Source organism: Pseudomonas sp. KH_046_2 (assembly GCF_057838985.1).
The window spans coordinates 3,583,755-3,604,640 of sequence record NZ_CM174480.1 but is presented as its reverse complement, the minus strand read 5'-3'; the positions used below and the strand labels follow the sequence as shown (position 1 = coordinate 3,604,640).

The following is a 20,886-nucleotide window of genomic DNA, read 5'->3' as shown; positions in this document are numbered from 1 at the left end:
ACAACTCCATTTCTTTTTTATTCAAAAACAGTGAACACAAAACCTGTGGCGAGCGAGCTTTTGTGGCGAGGGGGCTTGCCCCCGTTCGGCTGCGCAGCAGCCGTAAAACCAGTGAGTTCGGTGTAACTGAAACACCGAGGTTCCGGTTTTGGGGCCGCTTCGCGACCCAACGGGGGCAAGCCCCCTCGCCACAAAGAGCAAACCACAGTGCCTTAGGCCGTGGCTTCCAGCATTTTCTTTTCAGGTTGCTGCCAGGATTCGCTGGCGGTCTGGTCCATGGCTTCCTGGATCGCGCGCTTACGGGTGGCTTCGGCACGGCGGCTGAAGTACCAGACCATGAAGGTCACGATCGACACGGCCAACAGGATCAGGCTGGCCACGGCGTTGATTTCGGGCTTCACGCCCAGGCGCACCGCCGAGAACACTTCCATCGGCAGGGTCGTGGAACCCGGGCCCGACACGAAGCTCGCCAGCACCAGGTCATCCAGCGACAGGGCGAACGACATCATGCCGCCGGCCGCCAGTGACGGCGCGATCATCGGAATGGTGATCAGGAAAAACACCTTGAACGGCTTCGCACCCAGGTCCATGGCCGCTTCTTCGATGGACAGGTCCAGCTCGCGAAGGCGGGCGGAGACTACCACCGCAACATAAGCGGCACAAAACGTGGTGTGGGCGATCCAGATGGTGACGATGCCACGCTCCATCGGCCAACCGATCAACTGCGCCATGGCCACGAACAGCAGCAACAGCGACAGACCGGTGATCACTTCAGGCATCACCAGCGGCGCGGTGACCAGGCCACCGAACAGCGTGCGACCCTTGAAGCGCGTAACGCGAGTCAGGACGAACGCGGCTAACGTCCCTAGTGCGACTGCCGCAATCGCGGTGTAGCAGGCGATTTCCAGCGAGCGCCCCACCGAGCCCATCAGCTGGCTGTTGTCGAGCAAACCGGCGTACCACTTGATCGACCAGCCACCCCACACCGTCACCAGCTTGGAGGCGTTGAACGAGTAGATCACCAGAATCAGCATCGGCAGGTAGATAAACGACAGGCCGAAAATCAGCATGAACTTTGAAAATCCGAAGCGTTTCATCCCCGTGCCTCCATCTCTTTGGCCTGGCTGCGGTTGAACAGCAGAATCGGCACAATCAGGATCAATAGCATCACCACCGCCAGGGCGGATGCCACCGGCCAGTCGCGGTTGTTGAAGAACTCTTGCCACAACACGCGGCCGATCATCAGGGTTTCCGGACCGCCCAGCAGTTCCGGAATCACGAACTCACCGACCACCGGAATGAACACCAGCATGCAACCGGCGATGATGCCGTTCTTGGCCAAAGGCACGGTGATTTTCCAGAAGCTGTTGAAGGTGCTCGAACCCAAGTCCGATGCGGCTTCCAGCAGGCTCTGGTCGTGCTTGACCAGGTTGGCGTACAGCGGCAGCACCATGAACGGCAGGTACGCATACACCACGCCGATGTAGACGGCGATGTTAGTGTTGAGGATCTCGATCGGGTGCGACGTCAGCCCGGTCCACATCAGGAACCCGTTGAGCAGGCCGTTGTTGCTGAGGATGCCCATCCACGCGTAAACGCGGATCAGGATCGCGGTCCAGGTCGGCATCATGATGAGCAGCATCAGCACGTTCTGCGCTTCCTTGCTGGCCTTGGTGATGGCGTAGGCCATCGGGAAGCCGATCACCAGGCACATCAGCGTGCTGAACAGCGCGACCTTCAACGAACCCAGGTAGGCGGACAGGTACAGCTCATCCTGGCCCAGCAGGGTGTAGTTGCCGATGTTGAGCAACAGCTGGAATTTCTGCTCGGCGAAGGTGTAAATCTCCGAGTAGGGCGGAATGGCCAGGGCCGCTTCCGAGAAGCTGATCTTCATCACCAAAAAGAACGGCAACATGAAGAACAGGAACAGCCAGATGAACGGAATCCCGATGACGAACTTGCGCCCGCTGGGGACCCACCTCAGGAATTGCTGATTGAAGGTTTTCATGCGCGCAGTACCACGCCGCTGTCGTCTTCCCACCACACGTAGACCTGATCGTCCCAGGTCGGACGCGCGCCACGGCGTTCGGCGTTGGCCATGAACGACTGGACGATCTTGCCGCCAGGCAGCTCGACGTAGAACACCGAGTGGCCGCCGAGGTAGGCGATGTCATGCACCTTGCCGCTGGACCAGTTGTAGCGGTTGTCTGGCTTGATCGTGCTGACCAGCAGTTTTTCCGGGCGGATGGCGTAGGTGATCGATTTGTCCTGCACCGACGTGCTGACGCCGTGACCGACGTAGATCTTCTGCTCCAGGTCCGGGCTGTGGATGATCGCGTGACCTTCCAGGTCCTCGACCACGGTGCCGTCGAAGGCATTCACGTTGCCGATGAATTCGCAGACCATGCGGCTGACCGGTGCTTCATAAATGTCCACCGGGCTGCCGATCTGGGCAATCCAGCCCAGGTGCATGATCGCGATGCGCTGGGCCATGGTCATGGCCTCTTCCTGGTCGTGGGTCACCATCACGCAGGTCACGCCCACGCGCTCGATGATCTCGACAAGTTCAAGCTGCATTTGCGAACGCAGCTTTTTATCCAGTGCGCCCATCGGTTCGTCGAGCAGCAGCAGTTTCGGGCGCTTGGCCAGGGAACGGGCCAGGGCCACGCGCTGACGCTGGCCGCCGGACAGTTGGTGCGGCTTGCGCTTGGCGTACTGGGTCATGTGCACCAGGCGCAGCATCTCCTGCACGCGGGCTTCGATCTCGGCCGCTGGCAAACGGTCCTGCTTGAGACCGAAGGCGATGTTCTGCGCCACCGTCATGTGCGGGAACAAGGCGTAGGACTGGAACATCATGTTGATCGGTCGTTCATACGGCGGCATGTCGGTGATGTCGACACCGTCGAGCAGAATCCGGCCTTCGGTCGGGCGCTCGAAACCGGCGAGCATGCGCAGCAGGGTCGATTTGCCGGAACCGGAACCACCGAGCAGGGCGAAGATTTCACCCTGGTGGATTTCCAGGGACACATCGTCCACGGCGGTGGTTTCGTCGAACTTCTTGGTGACGCGATCGATTTTCACCAACACCTTTTTCGGTGCCTGGTGACCCTCAAGAGCCTTCCTGTAGATGCTGGAGGCGTTTGCCATGTGAAACTCCCAACAGGTTTCAGTCGCCCGGCCAACACGGCCCGGCTTAATAGTGGATTGCAAACCCGTGAAGCCGGTTCGCGCTGGCCCCTTGTAGGAGCGAGCCTGCTCGCGATGGTGTGTCAGCCACTGTGGTGTCGACTGACACCCCATCGCGAGCAGGCTCGCTCCTACAAAGATCTGCGCACTCCCGCTCGGGTTTATTCGGCGCCGCCATCCTGGCTGCCTGGTCGTACTTGTTGTTATTGCAGTGTGTTGTTTTCGCGAACGGGGCACGCACAAGCGCCTGCCCGCTCGCGTTGGGCAGTTAATCGTTGAATGTGGGTATCAGGTCGTCAGCTCGAGTGACGCAGTGCCGCCCGTTGCCGGCAGGCTTCGCCGAACGCCTGGAAAATACTCAAATAAGGAGGGTTGTTCAGCACTTGCCATTCCGGGTGCCATTGCACGCCGAGGGCGAAGGCCTTGCTGTGTTCGACCGAGATCGCCTCGATCAGGCCATCGGGAGCGACGGCTTCGGCGCGCAGGCCGGGAGCGAGGCGGCCGATGCCCTGGCTGTGAATCGAATTGACCTGGAACACCGCAGGCAGGTCCAGCGCTTCGAACACGCCGCCCGGCTGCACATTCACCCCGTGAGCGGGAGCGTATTGCACGGCCAGGTCCGGGTGGTCGGCCTCGCGATGGTCGAGGAAGCCAGGCAGTTCATGGACCTTCTGATGCAGGCTGCCACCGAACGCCACGTTCATCTCCTGGAAGCCACGGCAGATGCCGAGCACCGGAACGCCCGCTGCAATAGCGGCGCGGATCAGGGGAAGGGTGGTGGCATCCCGCGCCGGATCGTGATCCGTGCCGGGGGCGCTGTCGGGGCCTTGATAGTGGAAGGGTTCCACGTTCGACGGCGAGCCGGTCAGCAACAGACCGTCGAGCTGCGGCAGCAGGTCATCGATTTCGGTCAGGTCGCCTAAGGAAGGAATAACGACAGGCAGCCCCAGCGCCGCAACGCTGACAGCACGCAAGTACTTGTCACCGCTGATGTGGTAGGGGTGCAGGCCAATCTGTTTGACGCATGCAGTAACGCCGATCAATGGCTTGAATGCCATTTTTATCACCTCGAAGTTTCACACTTGAACGAGCTTTTCTGGAGCTTAGCCTTGTTGATTTTAATTAACAACTCTCATGTAAAAAATTCTAAACGCCGCACGTCCGATCTTCAGGGTTTACGCGTGTTTGAGGGCGTATCTGGCACTCTCGTCCCCCTGAGAGGCCCGAAAATAAACGTTGAAAGGCCAGGTGTTCGCTATTGACTTCACTTTGCCTTTCGGATTGACTGGGCTCGTGAAAGGGCGGTGAACATAATAATTAACAGTAAAAAATAGGTGCATCATGTCGGTCCCTCTGCGTACCGTTCAACTCAACGAAGCAAACGCATTCCTTAAGAAATATCCTGAGGTTTTGTACGTCGACCTTCTGATTGCGGATATGAACGGTGTGGTGCGCGGTAAGCGCATCGAACGCACCAGTCTTCATAAGGTTTACGAGAAAGGCATCAACCTGCCGGCGTCTCTGTTTGCTCTGGACATCAATGGTTCCACGGTGGAAAGCACCGGCCTGGGTCTGGACATCGGCGACTCCGACCGGATCTGCTACCCAATCCCGGGCACCCTGAGCATCGAACCCTGGCAGAAGCGCCCAACCGCGCAACTGCTGATGACCATGCACGAACTCGAAGGCGAGCCATTCTTCGCCGACCCGCGTGAAGTGCTGGCCAATATCGTGCGCAAGTTCGACGATATGGGCCTGACCATCTGCGCCGCGTTCGAACTGGAGTTCTACCTGATCGACCAGGACAACGTGAACGGTCGTCCGCAATCGCCACGTTCGCCGGTGTCCGGCAAGCGTCCGATGTCGACCCAGGTGTACCTGATCGACGACCTCGACGAATACGTCGACTGTCTGCAAGACATCCTCGAAGGCGCGAAAGAGCAGGGCATCCCGGCTGACGCCATCGTCAAGGAAAGCGCCCCGGCGCAATTCGAAGTCAACCTGCATCACGTGGCTGACCCGATCAAGGCCTGCGACTACGCCGTCCTGCTCAAGCGTCTGGTGAAGAACATCGCCTACGACCACGAGATGGACACTACCTTCATGGCCAAGCCGTATCCGGGCCAGGCAGGTAACGGTCTGCACGTGCACATTTCGATTCTCGACAAAGAAGGCAACAACATCTTTGCCAGCGAGGATCCCGAGCAGAACGCCGCGCTGCGACACGCGATCGGCGGTGTGCTCGAGACCCTGCCGGCGCAGATGGCGTTCCTGTGCCCGAACGTCAACTCCTACCGTCGTTTCGGCGCGCAGTTCTATGTACCGAACTCGCCGAGCTGGGGCATCGACAACCGCACCGTGGCCGTGCGTGTACCGACCGGTTCGCCAGACTCGGTGCGCATCGAACACCGCGTAGCGGGCGCCGATGCCAACCCGTACCTGCTGATGGCTTCGGTATTGGCGGGCGTGCACCACGGCCTGACCAACCAGATCGAACCGGGCGCCCCGGTGGAAGGCAACAGCTACGAGCAGAACGAGCAGAGCCTGCCGAACAACCTGCGCGATGCCCTGCGCGAGCTGGACGACAGCGAAGTCATGGCCAGGTACATCGACCCGCTGTACATCGACGTGTTCGTAGCGTGCAAGGAAAGCGAGCTGGCCGAGTTCGAGAACTCCATCTCGGACCTTGAGTACAACTGGTACTTGCACACTGTCTAAAGGCCCTCCCAAATCCCTGTAGGAGTGAGCCTGCTCGCGATAGCGTCATCACATTAAATAGTGATGGTGACTGATCCGCCGCTATCGCGAGCAGGCTCACTCCTACAGGGGGGGCGGATTACCAAATTTTGATTGGCGGGCGTTCGCCTGCCATCCAATCCCCCTGCGTCGAGTCACAACCATGACAAACACTCGCAGCGATTGGGAGCAACGCTTCCAGTCCCTCTCTATTGAAGGTCGCGCATTCATCGACGGCCAATACTGCGCCGCCGCCGATGGCGCGACGTTCGAATGCGTCAGCCCCGTTGACGGTCGTTTCCTGGCGAACGTCGCCAGCACCGACGAGGCCGACGCCAATACAGCGGTCGCCGTCGCGCGCCGCACCTTCGAATCCGGCGTCTGGGCCAACCTCGCCCCGGCCGAGCGCAAGCGCATCCTGATCCGTTTTGCCGACCTGATCCTGGCCAACCAGGAAGAACTGGCGCTGCTCGAAACCCTCGACATGGGCAAGCCGATCAGCGACTCCATGAGCATCGATATTCCGGCGGCCGCCAACGCGATCCGCTGGACCGCCGAAGCCATCGACAAAATCTACGACGAAGTCGCCGCCACGCCCCACGATCAACTGGGCCTGGTGACGCGTGAAGCGACCGGTGTGGTCGCGGCCATCGTGCCGTGGAACTTCCCGCTGATCATGGCCAGCTGGAAATTCGCCCCGGCCCTGGCGATGGGCAACTCGTTCATCCTCAAGCCTTCGGAAAAATCCCCGCTGACGGCGATCCGCATCGCGCAACTGGCGCTGGATGCCGGCGTCCCGAAAGGCGTGTTCAACGTTTTGCCAGGCTACGGTCACACCGTCGGCAAGGCGCTGGCGCTGCACATGGACGTCGACGTGCTGGCCTTCACCGGCTCCACGGCGATTGCCAAGCAACTGATGATCTACGCCGGGCAAAGCAACATGAAACGCGTCTGGGCGGAAGCCGGTGGCAAGAGCGCCAACGTGGTGTTCGCCGACGCGCCGGACTTGCGCGCCGCAGCGCAGGCCGCCGCCGGCGCCATTGCCTTCAACCAGGGCGAAGTCTGCACCGCCGGTTCGCGTTTGCTGGTGGAACGCTCGATTCGCGAGCAGTTCATTCCGCTGTTGGTCGAAGCACTGCAAGCCTGGAAACCGGGCCACGCCCTCGATCCTGCAACCACCGTCGGTGCGGTCGTCGACCAGCGTCAACTTGACAACGTGCTGCGCTACATCAACATCGGCAAGGAGCAGGGCGCTCAGTTGATCGCCGGTGGCAGCCGCACCCTCGAAGAGACCGGTGGCCAATACGTTGAGCCGACGATTTTCGACGGCGTGACCAACGCCATGACCATCGCCCAGGAAGAAATCTTCGGCCCAGTGCTGTCGGTGATCACCTTCGACAGCGAGCAAGAAGCGCTGCAAATCGCCAACGACAGCATCTACGGCCTAGCGGCCGGCGTGTGGACCAGCAACCTGAGCAAAGCCCATACCTTCGCCCGTGGCCTGCGTGCCGGCAGTGTCTGGGTCAACCAGTACGACGGCGGCGACATGACCGCGCCGTTCGGCGGGTTCAAGCAGTCGGGTAACGGTCGGGACAAATCGCTGCACGCGTTCGACAAGTACACCGAACTCAAAGCGACCTGGATCAAGCTCTGATAACAATAAAGCGACGGTCGCCGGCAATCTGCGGCGGCCCTCGGAGAAACCTATGAAACAAACGCATGTAAACAGCTACTACGCCGCCACCCGTAACTTCACCGGCGATTTCCCTGTGCTGGAAGGCGCGGTGGACTGCGACGTCTGCGTGATCGGCGCTGGCTACACTGGCTTGTCCTCGGCCCTGTTCCTCGCTGAAGCGGGCTACAGCGTGACCGTGCTGGAAGCGGCCAAAGTCGGTTTCGGCGCCAGCGGTCGCAACGGCGGCCAACTGGTCAACTCCTACAGCCGCGACGTCGATGTCATCGAAGAACGTTATGGCGACAAGACCGCCGAAATCCTCGGCAGCATGATCTTCGAAGGCGCCGACATCATCCGTCAGCGCATACAGCACTACGACATCCAGTGCGATTACCGTCCCGGCGGCATCTTCGCGGCGATGAACAAGAAGCAACTCAAGGGCCTGGCCGAGCAGAAGAAGAGCTGGGAACGCTACGGCAACAAAAACCTGAAGATGCTCGACGCGGCCGACATCAAGCGCGAAGTCGGTTCCGAGGCCTACGTCGGTGGCTTGCTGGACATGCAGGGTGGCCACATTCATCCGCTGAACCTGGCCCTCGGAGAGGCTTCGGCCATCATCGGCCTGGGCGGCAAGATCTACGAGCAGTCGGCGGCGGTGGAAATCACCTACGGCGAGCCGATCACCGTGCGCACTGCAAAAGGCGTGGTGAAGGCCAAGTACCTGCTGATCGCCGGTAACGCCTACCTGCCGCAGGGCCTGGACAACCGCGTGACCAGCAAGAGCATGCCGTGCGGTTCGCAGATCGTCGTCACCGAGCCGTTGTCGGAAAAGCAGGCCCGCAGCCTGATCAAGAACAACTACTGCGTCGAAGACTGCAACTACCTGCTCGACTACTACCGCCTGACCGCCGACAACCGCCTGCTGTACGGCGGCGGCGTGGTCTACGGTGCACGCGAGCCGGATGACATCGAACAACTGATCCGCCCGAAGATCCTCAAGACCTTCCCGCAATTGAAGGGAGTGAAGATCGACTACCGCTGGACCGGCAACTTCCTGCTGACCATGTCGCGCATGCCGCAATTCGGCCGTATCGAGAAAAACGCCTACTACATGCAGGGCTACAGCGGCCACGGCGTCACTTGCTCGCACCTGGCCGGCAAACTGATCTCGGAAATGATCCGTGGCGACGCCGAGCGCTTCGACGCGTTTGCCTCGCTGCCGCACATGCCGATGATCGGCGGGCGCACCTTCTCGGCACCGTTGACCGCCCTCGGCGCCGTGTACTACTCGCTGCGCGACCGTTTCGGCATCTAGGCTTTACCTCGCCGGCGGCATCCCCCAAAAGGATGCCGCCGGTTTTTTAATACCTGAACCACCACGGTCCCCTGTGGGAGCGAGCTTGCTCGCGATAGCGGTCTGACATTCGACATTGATGTTGACTGACCCGCCGCCATCGCGAGCAAGCTCGCTCCCACAGGTCTTGTGTCTTGACTGAGAATTATCATCAACCGGTTCTTTTCTTCTGCCGTTTATCGAACCTGCTGAGCATTATGAACAAACGTGATTTAATAGCCGCCTTTCACGTTTCCGGGACCGGAAAACGGCGTGATCCGCGCCTGTACTCCACCCATCCATTATCCCTGTAGGAGCGAGCTTGCTCGCGAAGGCGTTGGTTCAGTCGACATCAATGTTGAAGGTCAGATCGCAATCGCGAGCAAGCTCGCTCCTACGGGTTGGCACATAAGGCTGTCATGGACACGGGCTCACGACTCAAATTAGTACGCGAAAGCTACAAAATGTCCCAGCGCGAGCTGGCCCGGCGTAGCGGCGTCACCAATGCAACCATCTCCCTGATCGAACAGAATCGGGTCAGTCCTTCCGTCAGCTCCCTGAAGAAATTGCTGGAGGGCATCCCCATGTCCCTGGCCGACTTCTTCACCTTCGATCAGCCACCACGCGAACACCAATACGTCTTTCGCGCCAACGAACAGCCCGACCTCGGCCGCCATGGCCTGCGCCTGCTGCTGATCGGCGCGTCCGTGCCGAGCCGGCAGATGCGCCTGCTGCGCGAGCAATACGCACCGGGCGCCAGCTCCGGCGAGGAGCCGATCGTGCATTCCGAAGGCGAGGAGTGTGGGTTGGTGACCCGGGGTACCGTGGAATTGACCGTGGATGGCCAGGTGAGCGTGCTCAACGCCGGGGATGGCTATTACTTCCCGACGACCTTGCCGCACCGGTTTCGCAATATCGGGGCGGATGAGGCGGAAATCATCAGCGCCAACACACCGGCTAACTTCTGATAACCGCTTTGCGGGCAGGGTTCATCAGGAACCAGTCGTTAAAAACCCGCAGCTGATGCGGGTTTTTTTATCATTCGAATCTGGTGACTGCCAGGCATCTTGAAGTGCAGCGTTGGTCATTCCCGCTGCTCAAGACGAAACACTGCACCCTTTGCGGGTTATATCGATCTGTTGGTAGTCGGCGCGCGATTCTTTCTGCAGGGTGGCCAACAGGGACAAAGTGGCTTGCGGATCATTGAGCGGTAATGTCTTGAGTACCTCGACATCAACATCCCACCACTTGCTGTTGATCAGCGCCTCAATCAACTCGGGTGTGTGCCGATACTTGACAATTTTTGCCGGGGTGCCGGCAACAATGGCGTACGGTGGCACGTCATGGGCAACCAGGGCGCGGGTTGCGATGACAGCGCCGGTGCCAATGGTCACGCCTTCCAGGATCATCGCGCTATGGCCGATCCAGACGTCATGCCCAATCGTGATGTCCGCAACCTCCGGGTCGTAAACCAGCGTAGTGTCGGTATATTGAAAGGGATGTGAACTGAGCCAATCCAACGGATGCGAGCTCTTTTGCTGGCCGATAAAACAGCTGCTACTGATGGAGCAAAACCTGCCAATGGATGAGACCGCCGAAAGGAAGCAGTCACTGCGGATATAGGTATGGGCACCGATTTCCAGCTTTTTCGACTCTATGACCACATTCCCAAGCGTCACGCCTTCTTCTATGGTCAGTGTCGTTCTTTTGTGCAGTGACAATAAACCGCCCGCCACTTTGCATTTGTGTTTGCGAATCCATCTTTTCCAGTAACTATTTCGCAAATAACTGATTATTTTTTTCATGAAAAGCTGTCTTGGATATCCGTTATAGGGCTTGGCCTGGCCCCATGAGCCAACAGTCGAGTCTAAATGAATCGGCTGCGAAATTGCACTCTACTTGACCACCCGCTTGCATTCGACCTGACCAGTCATTTGCATTCGTTCTGACCACCGATTGCATCGGATTTGACCAGCACGCTTTGTAACCATGATCGGCAGAGAACGGCCAATAGCAGTCGTTCATCGCGAATGAAATTAGGGGCGATTCAGTCTTTGTAGTTGGATGAACTCACAGACAGCCCTGTAACGCGGCTAGATGTTTTTTTGATATCCAGCGATACGTCGCAGCGTAATACTTAGCCACCGAGCCGGACGCTTCTGGCCAGATGTCGACAAAATACGCTGAGCCACTCGTTGCTACTGTGTAGCCGCCGCTGCTGCTAGATTCCTGAGTTGCCCCGTCCCGTCCTTCAAAAACGAACAGGCTTTGCCACTCGCGCTGAACGCAATCCGCGATGACCTTATCGGCTTTTTTTGAATGCAGCACCTCGCGAGGTGCTTCCTGGCGCATCTCGTTCATGGTTGGCGTCGCACATCCTGCCAATGACACTAAAGCCAATACCCATATGACTGATTTCATATTGTTCCGTCCGCGTTGACAGGAAATCCAATCAAGAAAGGCTGAATGTTTTACCGGAGTGACGGCAGCGCTTTCGCACGCTGCCATCCTCCAGGGACGATGGGTCTGTCGCAGAGTTGCCTGCGACGTGATGGGATTGCGTTACGGCGTCACGATGTTGAACCAGAAATCGAAGTTGTCCATGTAGGACACCAGCTCCTCCAGCTTGCCTTGCGCCCCGTCTATCTTGATATCGCCCGAGGCCAGTGCATCTTTCAACGAGGTCTCTTTCAACACGATCTTGTTCAGCGTGTCGCGGGTCAGGGTCACCTTCGCATCGGCATCTTTTGCTTCAACGCCTTCAGTGTGGTTGAGCACGCCATTCTCCATTTCCACCGAATATTTCTGCTTGAGGTCGGTGAAATCAAAGTTGAGCGACAGACGCTTGCCTTCGGCTTTTGGCCCATTCAAGCGCATGGCCAGGAAGTCAAAGAACAAGTCCAGATCCATGGCCCGCACCGTATCGGGGCTCGCGGTATCGGGTGTTGGCAGCTTCATCACACCTTCGCGCAGTTCCTTGGCGCCGGTGAGGTAGAAGTTACGCCATGGCCCACTTTCGGCTTGGTAACCCAATTGCTCCAGGGCATCGGCCTGCATGTTCTTCGCTGCCTGATTGCTCGGATTGGCGAACACTACATGGTTGACCACCTCGGCGACCCAGCGGAACTCGCCCTTGTCGAAATATTCCTTGGCTTTCTTGAGGACAGCCTCTTCGCCGCCCATCATCTCGACATAGTGTTTGCCGCCTTCCTCCGGTGGCAGCTCATGCAACTGCGCCGGGTTACCGGTAAACCAGCCCAGGTACAACACGTAGGTGGCTTTGACGTTGTGGTTCACCGAACCGTAGTAACCACGGTTGGAGAATTTGTTGGCGATCGCCTTGGGCAGTTTGAACTGCTCGGCGATCTCGACCATGGTGTAACCCTTGTTGATCATCCGCAGGGTTTCGTCGTTGATATAGCGGTACATGTCACGCTGGGAGGATAGTTGCTCGCGCACCTCCTTGTTGCCCCAGACTGGCCAGTGGTGCATGGCATACATCACCTGGACATCGTCGCCCCACAGCTTGAGCGCCTCGTTGAGGTATTTTGACCAAGGCAGCGGTTCGCGGATCTTCGCACCGCGCAACGAGTAGGTGTTGTGCAGGGTATGGGTTGAGTCTTCGGCGGTGTTGAGTGCTTTCTTCTCCTTGATGTAATAGAGCATCTCAGCGGGCGCTTCACTGCCAGGCGCGTACAGGAACTGGTACGTCAGGCCGTCAATGATATGGGTTTCGCCGGTCGCCTTGATGATGTCGGTCGGCGGGATCAGCGTCACCGTGCCAGCCGATGTCGTGGTGCCCAGACCGGCACCCAACTGACCGGTCGGAGCCGGAGGCAACAGGTTGCCGTACATGTAGCTGGCGCGACGACTCATGGCGGTCCCGGCCATGACGTTTTCGGCTACCGCATGCTCGATGAATCCAAGGGGGGCATAAATCTTCACCTTGCCGGCTTTCACATCGTCTTCGTTCACCACACCGCGTACACCACCGTAGTGGTCAACATGGCTGTGGGTGTAAATCACCGCCACGACGGGCTTTTTCGGTCGATGCTGATAGTAGAGATCGAGTGCTGCCTTGGCGGTTTCGGCGGAAATCAGCGGATCGAAGACGGTGATGCCGTCCTTGCCCTCGACGATGGTCATGTTCGACAGGTCGTAGTTGCGAACCTGATAGATACCGTCGGTAACCTCGAACAAGCCGGAAATGTTGATCAGCTGGGACTGCCGCCAGAGGCTGGGGTTGGTAGTGTCCGGCGCGTCTTCACCTTCCTTGATGAACGCGTATTTGGCCGGGTCCCAGATCACATTGCCCGAGGCGCCTTTGATGACAGTCGACGGCAGGGGCGCAATAAATCCTTTGTGTGCCAGCTCAAAGGATGTCTTGTCGTTGAACGGCAGCTCCTTGAGCAGCGCGTTGTTAGCAGCCTTGGTAGCCTCGGAGGCTGGTTTTGGTTTCTCTGCATCCGCCGCAACCGCCTGGGTGGCCAGTGCGATTGCCGCTACCAATGAGCAGATGACTCCTGCCACCTTCAGGGGTCGATACTCGCTACCAGGCAGCGTAGGACCTGACGCCTTCATATTGAATTTCATCTTCCAAACTCCTTTTAGTCGAAACGCGCTACCCCGAAAGGCGTAGCGGCAGGCTCAAATAAAAGTAGTCCTTGTTGAAGATAAATCGAGAAATTGAAGTTTCGATGGTCAGTTCAACGGCCGCCTCTGATCATTTCCCGTCCTTCGCGACAGGCAGAAATCAGCCAGAAGCACGTTCAGTCTTGCGTGCGTTCAAAACGAAAATGCTTCAATGCGGCCGAGTGGAATAGCGCTACGGAAGACTTATCGGATTAACCGCCATGCTTGTGTTTGTATTTATTCTTATGCTTATAGTCGGAGTGATGGTCGTTATCGTCGGCCAGATTGTTGCCGACCGCACCGCCTGCTGCGCCCCCAAGTCCTGCGCCGATCAGACCGCCTGTGGAACCACCAACGCTGTTGCCGATCACCTGCCCACCAGCGGCCCCGAGACCTCCGCCAATGGCTGATTCAGTCTTCTTGCCGCTCTTCGCCGTCATTGCGCCACCAGCGGCGCCACCTACGCCAGCTCCGATCGCGGCGCCAGTGCTACCCCCTACGGCCTGACCGACAACGCTTCCGAGAGCACCACCGATACCTCCACCGACTGCTGTGTTCGTAGCTTCACCGGCGAAGGCGTGATGAGATACAAAAAGGCTAAACGCAACGACAGACAATGATTTACGCATCTAATAGACCTCTAGAAATTCACAAGAGCAGGAAAGTCTGGTGGCCTGAAATAGTCAGGTCAATGCGTATTCGGCCGTGTATTAATCTGAATCAATCAATCGCCGATTAAGATAACCACTTATCGAGTAAAAACTCTAATTTACGATACTTTTCTCACTCGGATGCTGCATTGAAGCTGCCGTTTTTGAATTCAAAGTTACGATGGGTAAGCTTCCCATACAGCTGCAACATGCCATGCCCCGGCAAAAGGTGGTCGATCGTTTTCGTTTCGTGAAAGGCTGCTTTGGGTCGATTCTGTTGAAAAAGTCGACCATGGTTTCCGCAGCAGAAAAGTATGCGTCCGAGATTGAAGTCTTTACTTTCGGCAGAGGCTTCCGGACTCAGATTTCACGTAGCAGTGTGCAAAAAAGGCGTTTTAACCAGTCAATGACCAGGCTGTTTGGGCGAACCGACTTTTTCAACAGAATCGGTCGTTCTCTGCCGGTCATGGCCACGCAGCGTGATGGTCAAGTCCCATGCAAACAGCTGGTCAGGTCCTATGCAAACAACTGGTCAAGTCAGTGCAATTACCCATCGGCGGAGGAGATGAATTTTTTAGACGGTATTCAAAAACAGTTCCGGTGCGTCAGTCTGCTGATGGCTGCTGTAGCCAACTGAACGGTGGTCATTGAAAACCCGCAGAAATGCGGGTTTTTTGTGCCTGAAGAATGTCACTGCTTCTTCGGCCCCTCAAACCCTCGCTGCTCGATCACGCCAAACACATCCCGCACATCCTGAAGCAGAATCCGCGAAATGTTGGTGACGGTGTTGATGTCGTTTTCGGCGTAGTCGGGGAGGCTGGTGCAGGCCATGAGGTTGAGGTATTGCAGGACGGCATTGAGGCGTTCGGCGGCGCAGTTGTGGAGTTCGCGTAGCGGGGCGTCGCTGTCGATGAGGAGGACGGGGTAGCTGGTGGCGATTTGTTTCATGGGGGTGAAGCGGCGAGGCGGATTTTGCATTGTCATAAGGTAGAACTCTTCAAAGGTTCATGAAGTGCCACCTTTTGCTGCGAAACAAATGGGTGGCAGCTATGTGCGGGTTCGCAGACCGGAGAAGAGTCAAGCCGGCAGACCCGAAGGTCTCCCACACACAGCCGCCATAAAACGAAACGGCGGCAAATTTTGCCACAGTTGTCATTTAGCTGTGTTCCATCTTCTACAGGGCTGCGAAACCCGATCGCCAACTCAAGTCAGCGACCGGCGCACATTAGGCATGGATTTCGACTGCTGCAACCGGCCTGTAGGACGCCCAAAGCCCCCTGTGGCGAGGGAGCTTGCTCCCGTTCGGCGGCTCTGCCGCCGTAAAACCGGGCACTGCGGTGTGTCTGAGGAAATGAGTTGCAATGGATGAGGTCCGCTTCGCAGCCCGGCGGGAGCAAGCTCCCTCGCCACGGGGGGTAAATTCCTACATATTTTTCGGATGTCAGGGATGTGCGATCGACAAGCCCCATCCTCCGGCAAACGCCTGCAAGGCTTCGATCGGACGAGCGTAGACGGTTTGGCGGTGGGTGACTCGATGGAACCAACTTCGTCTATAACGTCTAAATTTCAGGGAATATTCCCCACCACGAAGGAATGAATCATGTTCAGGACTCGATCATTGATTGCAGCTGTTACCTGTTTGACTCTGGTCTGCGGCTCGGTGACGGCGCTGGCCGATCCCGGTAACGGCCAGGGCAACGGGAAGGTCAACCATGGCAACCAGGGTGGTCATGGCAACAAGAACAAGAATTCCGGCGGCGGCGGGGACTGGAGCAATGGCCCGAGCATCAACCGGAGCAGCGTGCTGGAGATCATTGGCGTGAATACGGGCTACTGGAGCCCCGGTCCTGATTTGCCACCGGGTATTCAAAAGAACCTTGCCCGAGGCAAGCCGCTTCCACCCGGTATCGCCAAAAAACTCGATGGCCGACTGGTCGGCAGGCTGCCCCACTATGATGGCTACGAATGGCAGCAAGTCGGCACGGACCTGATCCTGGTTGCGCTGGCCACCGGGCTTGTCTATGAAATTCTCGACGGTGCGTTTGATTAACGTATGGATGGCAGCCTGGCCGTCTGTCGTCGAGCTGGAACTGTTGGAGGGATATCGCGTCATACGTCACGCGATATCAACCTCCTACGGAAGCAATCATGCTTTTTAAAAACAAGAGTCTCGTTGCTGTAATGTCATGCGCCATGATGCTTGCAGCCGCCCCGTTACTCCCTGATGGCCTGTCGATCATGGGTTCCGCATACGCGAAGGACGGCGGTGGCGGTGGTGGTGGCGGCGGAAACGGCGGCGGTGGCGGTGGTGGAAACGGCGGCGGAAATGGTGGCGGAAACGGCGGTGGAAACGGTGGAGGCCACGGCGGCGGTATGGGTGGCGGACACGCCGGCTCAGGCCACTCCGGCAGTAACGGCCGCGGCAACGGGCTGGACAGCGACCATGCCGGCAAATCCGTGCGCGACCATGGCCTGAGCGGGAACCACTACGGTAGTGAGCGCAACGATGACAACGGTCATGGCTCCACGACCTCAGGCATCGCCCATTCCAAAGATACTCGCGGCATCTCCAAGGCCAGGGCTATTTCGGCCTCGACGCCGGGTGAGCACAACACCAAAGGCTTGAGTAAAGCCGGGCTGTCGACCTCGAAAAAAACCCATTGAGTTCGCGGTTGTAGACATCAGTTTCTGAAAAGCCAAAAACCCGCTGAAAGGCGGGTTTTTTGCAACTGGAATTTGATCATCGGTCATTGCGCATCTCGCACCCTGCCAAGTGCATCACTCACATCCCGCGCCAAAGCTGGCCGCACAACAGGCATTACACGGACAGAAAACGAGCCGCCTGGACACATCGCGCAGTGATTTGCGTTTGCAGGCGTTTTGTCATGTTCAGCGCCATTTCATTGTAGATATTAGTCAGCCCAACGCGATTTCAATGAGGCTGCACTGTGTTCCAACGACTTGTGTGTTCGCTGTCTGTTTTGAGCCTGTCCATCGCTGCCGCCCAGGCTGCCGAGACTGTCTCCCTCAACACCCCACGCCTGAAGAGCATCGACAACTTCCGCGATGTCGCCGGTCTCACCACCGCGTATTCGACGGCCAATGACGGCACCATGCGTGGCGGGGTGTTTTACCGCTCCAATGCGTTGACGCCGTCGGCGGCGGATCTGGCGACCCTGAACGGCCAGGGCATCAAGGCGGTCTACGACCTGCGCACACCCAGCGAGATCGCTGCCACGCCCGACACGATGCCCACGGGCGCGACCTACACCAACATCGACATCATCGGCGGCTCAACGTCCGGCGCGAACATCACCAACGTTGCGTTCCACAGCGCCGCCGAAGCCACCGCGATGATGCAGGACACCAACCGCGATTTCGTCAGGAACGCGGGGATGCGCAACGAGTTCAACCAGCTGTTCAATGAGCTGGCCACGGTCGACGGCGCCGCGTTGTTCCATTGCACCGCCGGCAAGGACCGTACGGGCTGGACCGCCGCGGTGCTGCAAAGCATCGCCGGGGTCGACGATGCCACCATCATGAGCAACTACCTGGCGACCAACGACTACACCGCCGCGCGCATCAAGGCGACTCTGGCGGCGTTGCCACCGCGCCTGGCGACCATCTATGGACCGTTGATCGGTGTGGAGGCCAGTTACCTGCAAGCCGGCCTGGACGAGGTGACCGCGCAGTACGGCACGATGGATAACTACCTCAAGGAAGGCCTCGGCCTGTCCCAGGAAACCATCTACGTGCTGCGCGGCAAGATGGTGTTCTACAACAGCCTGCCGGGCGCGGCGGACCTGGCGGGCAACGCCGCGGCCGGCGCGCAGTTGTTGCAACAACTGCAGAACAGCAACCTGTCGGGCACCTACAGCGCTTAAAACTACTACCTGCAGTCGGCCATCGATGCCCGTAGCCTCGGTGGCGTAGAGTCCACCGTCGGCGGTCAGGTGCACGCCGACGCCGCCAGCTACCTGCTGCGCCAGGGCGCGATGATCGAGCAGGCCGCTGCGCCGTTCACCAGCGGCATCGACCTCAAGGCCGGGCAATATCGCCTGTGGAGCACCGCCCTGGCGGGGTATCTGGGCACCGACGGTTCGTCCCAGGCCTCCAGCAGCAACGAGCATAGCCAGGGCATGATGATTGGCCTGACCCAGCGCTTTTCCGAACAGCTCAGCGCCCATGCCGGCTTCGGCTACAGCAGCGGCAATGTCGGTGGCGCAGGTGGCGAGGCCGATACCGACCTGACCTTCTTCAGCGTCGGCGCACGCTTTGCCCCGAACGGTCTGGAGCGTGGCCTGTTTGTGGATGCCGATGCCAGCGCCGGCTACCTCGATTACGAGAGCAAGCGCGAACTGGGCGGCGGTCTGGGCACGGCCAAGGGCGACAGCCATGGCAACCTCACCGGCGCGACCCTGGCGCTCGGTTACCGTGTGCCGGTGAACGGCGTGACTCTCGAGCCGAGCCTCGGCCTGCGTGTCAGCCACGTCAACCTGTCGGGCTTCCAGGAAAAAGGCAGCGAACTGGCCCTGGACGTCGACGGCATCCACGAGACCCGCAAGAGCGCGGTGGCCAACCTCAACGCATCCTTTGCACCTGTCAGCCTCGGCGCCTGGCAAGTGGTGCCGGGGGTGCAAGTGGGCTACGAGCATGTGTTGGGCGACCCTGAAGTCGACAGCGAAGGGCAATTGCTGGGCCTGGACATTGAACAGCAAGCCGCCTTCGACAACCGTGACCAGTTCACGGGCGGGGTCAATGTCATGGCCAACCTTGGGCCGTGGAGTGTGGGTGCGGAAATCGGCGCCAGCGGTGGCGGCGACAGCCACGGCTTCAATGGCGGGCTGAAGGCCAGTTATCTGTTCTGACGATCAGTTGAGGCAATCTGTGGGAGCTGGTTCGCGATAGTGATCTGACAGGCAGGCAATATTGATATTGAGTCTTCAGGCCCCTTCGCGAGCAGGCTCGCTCCCACAATTTCTCAATTGATCGCCATTGACCGCGTTCGCAAGCCCTTTCTCACGTCTGCGGGACTGATGCCGTAGGCACTCTGGAAATACTGGCAAAACCGGCCGACATTGCTGAAGCCGTGTTGCAAGGCCACGTCTGTCACCGATGGCGACACCCCCTGGGACAGCGCGGCATAGGCGCGCTCCAGGCGGACCTGGCGCTGATAGGCAACGATTGAAGTGCCCATGAAACGCTGAAAACCTTCCTGCAATGCGCGCAGGCTGACGTTGGTCAGTTGCGCCAGCTCGGTGCCGCTGGCCAGGTGGTCGGGATGCTCCTGAATGTACTCGACGGCCAGCTTCACATGCCGCGGCGCTATCAGTGGGGAAGGGCGCTGGAGGGCTTCGGTGAAGTTGTGCGGCCAGGCTTCCAGTACCGCATCGACCAGCATCTCGCGAAGGCGCGAAGGCATCAGCGAACCTGTATTGATCAGCAGGTCGAACTCGGTGCCCGTGGCCAGTTCAATCAACGCCCGGATGCCCTGCAAGGCCGACACATTCAGGTCCACCACCGGTTCGAAATGCACCTTTTGCAGGATAGGTTTGCCCAGCAGCGTCGACAGGCGCTCGGTAATCAGCCGGCGGCTGATCGAAATCCCGTGCTGTGCGTGGTTGTCGACAAAGCGCGCCGAGCGGACCTCGGCCTTGTCGATCGCCAGGCCTATTTGCGCGAAACCGACCGACTCGGTGACGTGGTTGAAAATGATCTTGCCGGCGGTGGGAATGACGAAGGTGATTTCATCAAGTGGGGCGGGAAAAGCCACCGTGAAGTCACCGCGATAGTGCATGCGACGAAAACTGACACCTTCGTGCCGGCCATAGACCCCGCCAATGATGATGTTTTTCGGCGGTGGCGGAGAGTCGGAATAGAGGTTGCCGAACATATTCGAGAACAACGCGCCAAAGTCGTCACAGCTCATGTCGTTGGATCTGATGATGATTTGCTTGCGCGTTGTGCTTGAGTACACCTGAAGTGGCACCTTGAGAGGATGGGCAAAGCCCTGGTACAGGGAACTGGGCGATCGAAGATCGAGCGGATGCGGTTCGGGAAAGCGCTTGAACGTTATCAGTGAGTAATGACAGGTTTGTTACTGGTTGTTGCCGCCGGCCCCCTTTCAGTTCACCCGACGCCACCGCTCGCACCGGACAACCGGTGGCGCGAGCGGTACTCGGGCGTGGGCTGGCCTGCAAGGGCCGCGGCTATTTCACCGGCTCTGTTGCCTTGATATCCCCGCAAAAGATATCGACGTTGCCATCGGTCGAAGCCGTTCGCACGACCACCGAATACTTGCCGTCAAGCAGGGTTTGCAACGGCACAGGCGCGGTTCTGGTAAAAGACCAGCCGCGTACGGGTTGGGCTTCGGTGTTGACGGTGTCGTTCATCGCGTAGGCGACTGACCCGGGTTGCTGGCAGGTGCCGTTATTGATGAACGAGTAAAGGCGCAGGGGCAGGGTAACCCCCATTGGAGCACCGCTGATGAAGAAACTGAGCCCGGTTTTCTTGTCCCAGTCGGTCAAGGTGACGGTGCCGATCTGACCGGCGTTTTGCCGGGTTGCGGTCAGGTTAACGTTCACGCCATGGGTCGATGAAGTGGTGCAGCCGAAAAGGCATGCCGCAACCATGAGTGCTGCCAGTGGGGTTCTGAGCTTCATTGCCAAACTCCT

At 58.7% G+C, this 20,886-nt stretch carries 18 protein-coding genes and 1 pseudogene; 8 read left to right on the top strand and 11 right to left on the bottom strand.

All coding sequences use genetic code 11. The features are described 5' to 3' along the window. Positions 1-212 precede the first annotated feature (212 nt). From AC3IX1_RS16210 to AC3IX1_RS16195, 4 genes are all read right to left on the bottom strand, one after another. On the bottom strand, positions 213-1,097 hold the full coding sequence (locus AC3IX1_RS16210) for an ABC transporter permease subunit (RefSeq protein ID WP_489384938.1): 885 nt from the start codon (positions 1,095-1,097) through the stop codon (positions 213-215). Further along, complete coding sequence (locus AC3IX1_RS16205; protein ID WP_489384937.1) at positions 1,094-2,008, bottom strand: ABC transporter permease subunit; 915 nt, start codon at positions 2,006-2,008, stop codon at positions 1,094-1,096. Before AC3IX1_RS16205 ends, AC3IX1_RS16210 begins: the two co-directional genes overlap by 4 nt. After that, positions 2,005-3,147: a polyamine ABC transporter ATP-binding protein gene (gene potA / locus AC3IX1_RS16200; protein ID WP_489384936.1), complete on the bottom strand. Its 1,143-nt coding sequence runs from the start codon at positions 3,145-3,147 to the stop codon at positions 2,005-2,007. The genes AC3IX1_RS16205 and potA overlap by 4 nt, the downstream gene beginning before the upstream one ends. 335 nt (positions 3,148-3,482) lie before the next feature. After that, complete coding sequence (locus AC3IX1_RS16195; protein ID WP_489384935.1) at positions 3,483-4,244, bottom strand: gamma-glutamyl-gamma-aminobutyrate hydrolase family protein; 762 nt, start codon at positions 4,242-4,244, stop codon at positions 3,483-3,485. Positions 4,245-4,527: 283 nt separating this feature from the next. Here AC3IX1_RS16195 and AC3IX1_RS16190 point away from each other — a divergent pair, with 283 nt between their 5' ends. The 4 genes from AC3IX1_RS16190 to AC3IX1_RS16175 all read left to right on the top strand — a co-directional run bounded on the left by AC3IX1_RS16190 (position 4,528) and on the right by AC3IX1_RS16175 (position 9,898). Then, the gene (locus AC3IX1_RS16190) at positions 4,528-5,904 is read left to right on the top strand and encodes a glutamine synthetase family protein (protein ID WP_108232164.1); all 1,377 of its coding nucleotides are present in this window, start codon (positions 4,528-4,530) and stop codon (positions 5,902-5,904) included. A gap of 181 nt (positions 5,905-6,085) precedes the next feature. Beyond that, positions 6,086-7,576, top strand: coding sequence for an aldehyde dehydrogenase (locus AC3IX1_RS16185; protein WP_489384934.1), 1,491 nt, complete (start codon positions 6,086-6,088; stop codon positions 7,574-7,576). 52 nt (positions 7,577-7,628) lie between these two features. After that, positions 7,629-8,912, top strand: coding sequence for an NAD(P)/FAD-dependent oxidoreductase (locus AC3IX1_RS16180; RefSeq protein ID WP_489384933.1), 1,284 nt, complete (start codon positions 7,629-7,631; stop codon positions 8,910-8,912). Between the two features lie 437 nt (positions 8,913-9,349). Next, positions 9,350-9,898: a cupin domain-containing protein gene (locus tag AC3IX1_RS16175; protein ID WP_046042404.1), complete on the top strand. Its 549-nt coding sequence runs from the start codon at positions 9,350-9,352 to the stop codon at positions 9,896-9,898. A gap of 129 nt (positions 9,899-10,027) precedes the next feature. Here the strand turns inward: AC3IX1_RS16175 and AC3IX1_RS16170 are convergent, their stop codons facing one another. The 4 genes from AC3IX1_RS16170 to AC3IX1_RS16155 all read right to left on the bottom strand — a co-directional run bounded on the left by AC3IX1_RS16170 (position 10,028) and on the right by AC3IX1_RS16155 (position 14,191). Next, positions 10,028-10,735, bottom strand: coding sequence for a CatB-related O-acetyltransferase (locus tag AC3IX1_RS16170; protein WP_489384932.1), 708 nt, complete (start codon positions 10,733-10,735; stop codon positions 10,028-10,030). Positions 10,736-11,000: 265 nt separating this feature from the next. Beyond that, on the bottom strand, positions 11,001-11,291 hold the full coding sequence (locus AC3IX1_RS16165) for a hypothetical protein (RefSeq protein WP_489384931.1): 291 nt from the start codon (positions 11,289-11,291) through the stop codon (positions 11,001-11,003). Between the two features lie 201 nt (positions 11,292-11,492). Further along, on the bottom strand, positions 11,493-13,523 hold the full coding sequence (locus AC3IX1_RS16160) for an alkyl/aryl-sulfatase (protein WP_489384930.1): 2,031 nt from the start codon (positions 13,521-13,523) through the stop codon (positions 11,493-11,495). 251 nt (positions 13,524-13,774) lie between these two features. Then, positions 13,775-14,191 (bottom strand): YMGG-like glycine zipper-containing protein, encoded by a 417-nt coding sequence (locus tag AC3IX1_RS16155; RefSeq protein ID WP_414918587.1) that lies wholly within the window; start codon positions 14,189-14,191, stop codon positions 13,775-13,777. 235 nt (positions 14,192-14,426) lie between these two features. Between AC3IX1_RS16155 and AC3IX1_RS16150 the strand changes: the two genes are divergently transcribed. Then, the gene (locus tag AC3IX1_RS16150; protein ID WP_489384929.1) at positions 14,427-14,849 is read left to right on the top strand and encodes a hypothetical protein; all 423 of its coding nucleotides are present in this window, start codon (positions 14,427-14,429) and stop codon (positions 14,847-14,849) included. A gap of 53 nt (positions 14,850-14,902) precedes the next feature. Here the strand turns inward: AC3IX1_RS16150 and AC3IX1_RS16145 are convergent, their stop codons facing one another. Next, positions 14,903-15,196, bottom strand: coding sequence for a hypothetical protein (locus AC3IX1_RS16145; RefSeq protein WP_056727952.1), 294 nt, complete (start codon positions 15,194-15,196; stop codon positions 14,903-14,905). Positions 15,197-15,812: 616 nt separating this feature from the next. On the opposite strand from AC3IX1_RS16145, the gene AC3IX1_RS16140 reads away from it, so the two are divergent. From AC3IX1_RS16140 to AC3IX1_RS16130, 3 genes and pseudogenes are all read left to right on the top strand, one after another. Further along, on the top strand, positions 15,813-16,262 hold the full coding sequence (locus AC3IX1_RS16140; RefSeq protein ID WP_489384928.1) for an anti-virulence regulator CigR family protein: 450 nt from the start codon (positions 15,813-15,815) through the stop codon (positions 16,260-16,262). A 98-nt stretch (positions 16,263-16,360) separates the two neighbouring features. Then, positions 16,361-16,876 (top strand): hypothetical protein, encoded by a 516-nt coding sequence (locus AC3IX1_RS16135; protein WP_489384927.1) that lies wholly within the window; start codon positions 16,361-16,363, stop codon positions 16,874-16,876. A gap of 284 nt (positions 16,877-17,160) precedes the next feature. Then, a pseudogene (locus AC3IX1_RS16130) lies at positions 17,161-19,080 on the top strand (tyrosine-protein phosphatase). Between the two features lie 113 nt (positions 19,081-19,193). Here the strand turns inward: AC3IX1_RS16130 and AC3IX1_RS16125 are convergent. Beyond that, positions 19,194-20,141, bottom strand: a complete 948-nt coding sequence (locus AC3IX1_RS16125; protein ID WP_489384926.1) for a helix-turn-helix transcriptional regulator — start codon at positions 20,139-20,141, stop codon at positions 19,194-19,196. A gap of 280 nt (positions 20,142-20,421) precedes the next feature. Continuing rightward, positions 20,422-20,874, bottom strand: a complete 453-nt coding sequence (locus tag AC3IX1_RS16120) for a hypothetical protein (RefSeq protein ID WP_489384925.1) — start codon at positions 20,872-20,874, stop codon at positions 20,422-20,424. Positions 20,875-20,886 lie beyond the last annotated feature (12 nt).

Bases quoted from the DNA above. Each gene is read 5' to 3' on its own strand.
- AC3IX1_RS16210 (WP_489384938.1), bottom strand. From the start codon at position 1,097: ATGAAACGCTTCGGATTTTCAAAGTTCATGCTGATTTTCGGCCTGTCG.
- AC3IX1_RS16205 (WP_489384937.1), bottom strand. From the start codon at position 2,008: ATGAAAACCTTCAATCAGCAATTCCTGAGGTGGGTCCCCAGCGGGCGC.
- potA (WP_489384936.1), bottom strand. From the start codon at position 3,147: ATGGCAAACGCCTCCAGCATCTACAGGAAGGCTCTTGAGGGTCACCAG.
- AC3IX1_RS16195 (WP_489384935.1), bottom strand. From the start codon at position 4,244: ATGGCATTCAAGCCATTGATCGGCGTTACTGCATGCGTCAAACAGATT.
- AC3IX1_RS16190 (WP_108232164.1), top strand. From the start codon at position 4,528: ATGTCGGTCCCTCTGCGTACCGTTCAACTCAACGAAGCAAACGCATTC.
- AC3IX1_RS16185 (WP_489384934.1), top strand. From the start codon at position 6,086: ATGACAAACACTCGCAGCGATTGGGAGCAACGCTTCCAGTCCCTCTCT.
- AC3IX1_RS16180 (WP_489384933.1), top strand. From the start codon at position 7,629: ATGAAACAAACGCATGTAAACAGCTACTACGCCGCCACCCGTAACTTC.
- AC3IX1_RS16175 (WP_046042404.1), top strand. From the start codon at position 9,350: ATGGACACGGGCTCACGACTCAAATTAGTACGCGAAAGCTACAAAATG.
- AC3IX1_RS16170 (WP_489384932.1), bottom strand. From the start codon at position 10,735: ATGAAAAAAATAATCAGTTATTTGCGAAATAGTTACTGGAAAAGATGG.
- AC3IX1_RS16165 (WP_489384931.1), bottom strand. From the start codon at position 11,291: ATGAACGAGATGCGCCAGGAAGCACCTCGCGAGGTGCTGCATTCAAAA.
- AC3IX1_RS16160 (WP_489384930.1), bottom strand. From the start codon at position 13,523: ATGAAATTCAATATGAAGGCGTCAGGTCCTACGCTGCCTGGTAGCGAG.
- AC3IX1_RS16155 (WP_414918587.1), bottom strand. From the start codon at position 14,191: ATGCGTAAATCATTGTCTGTCGTTGCGTTTAGCCTTTTTGTATCTCAT.
- AC3IX1_RS16150 (WP_489384929.1), top strand. From the start codon at position 14,427: ATGCCCCGGCAAAAGGTGGTCGATCGTTTTCGTTTCGTGAAAGGCTGC.
- AC3IX1_RS16145 (WP_056727952.1), bottom strand. From the start codon at position 15,196: ATGACAATGCAAAATCCGCCTCGCCGCTTCACCCCCATGAAACAAATC.
- AC3IX1_RS16140 (WP_489384928.1), top strand. From the start codon at position 15,813: ATGTTCAGGACTCGATCATTGATTGCAGCTGTTACCTGTTTGACTCTG.
- AC3IX1_RS16135 (WP_489384927.1), top strand. From the start codon at position 16,361: ATGCTTTTTAAAAACAAGAGTCTCGTTGCTGTAATGTCATGCGCCATG.
- AC3IX1_RS16125 (WP_489384926.1), bottom strand. From the start codon at position 20,141: ATGAGCTGTGACGACTTTGGCGCGTTGTTCTCGAATATGTTCGGCAAC.
- AC3IX1_RS16120 (WP_489384925.1), bottom strand. From the start codon at position 20,874: ATGAAGCTCAGAACCCCACTGGCAGCACTCATGGTTGCGGCATGCCTT.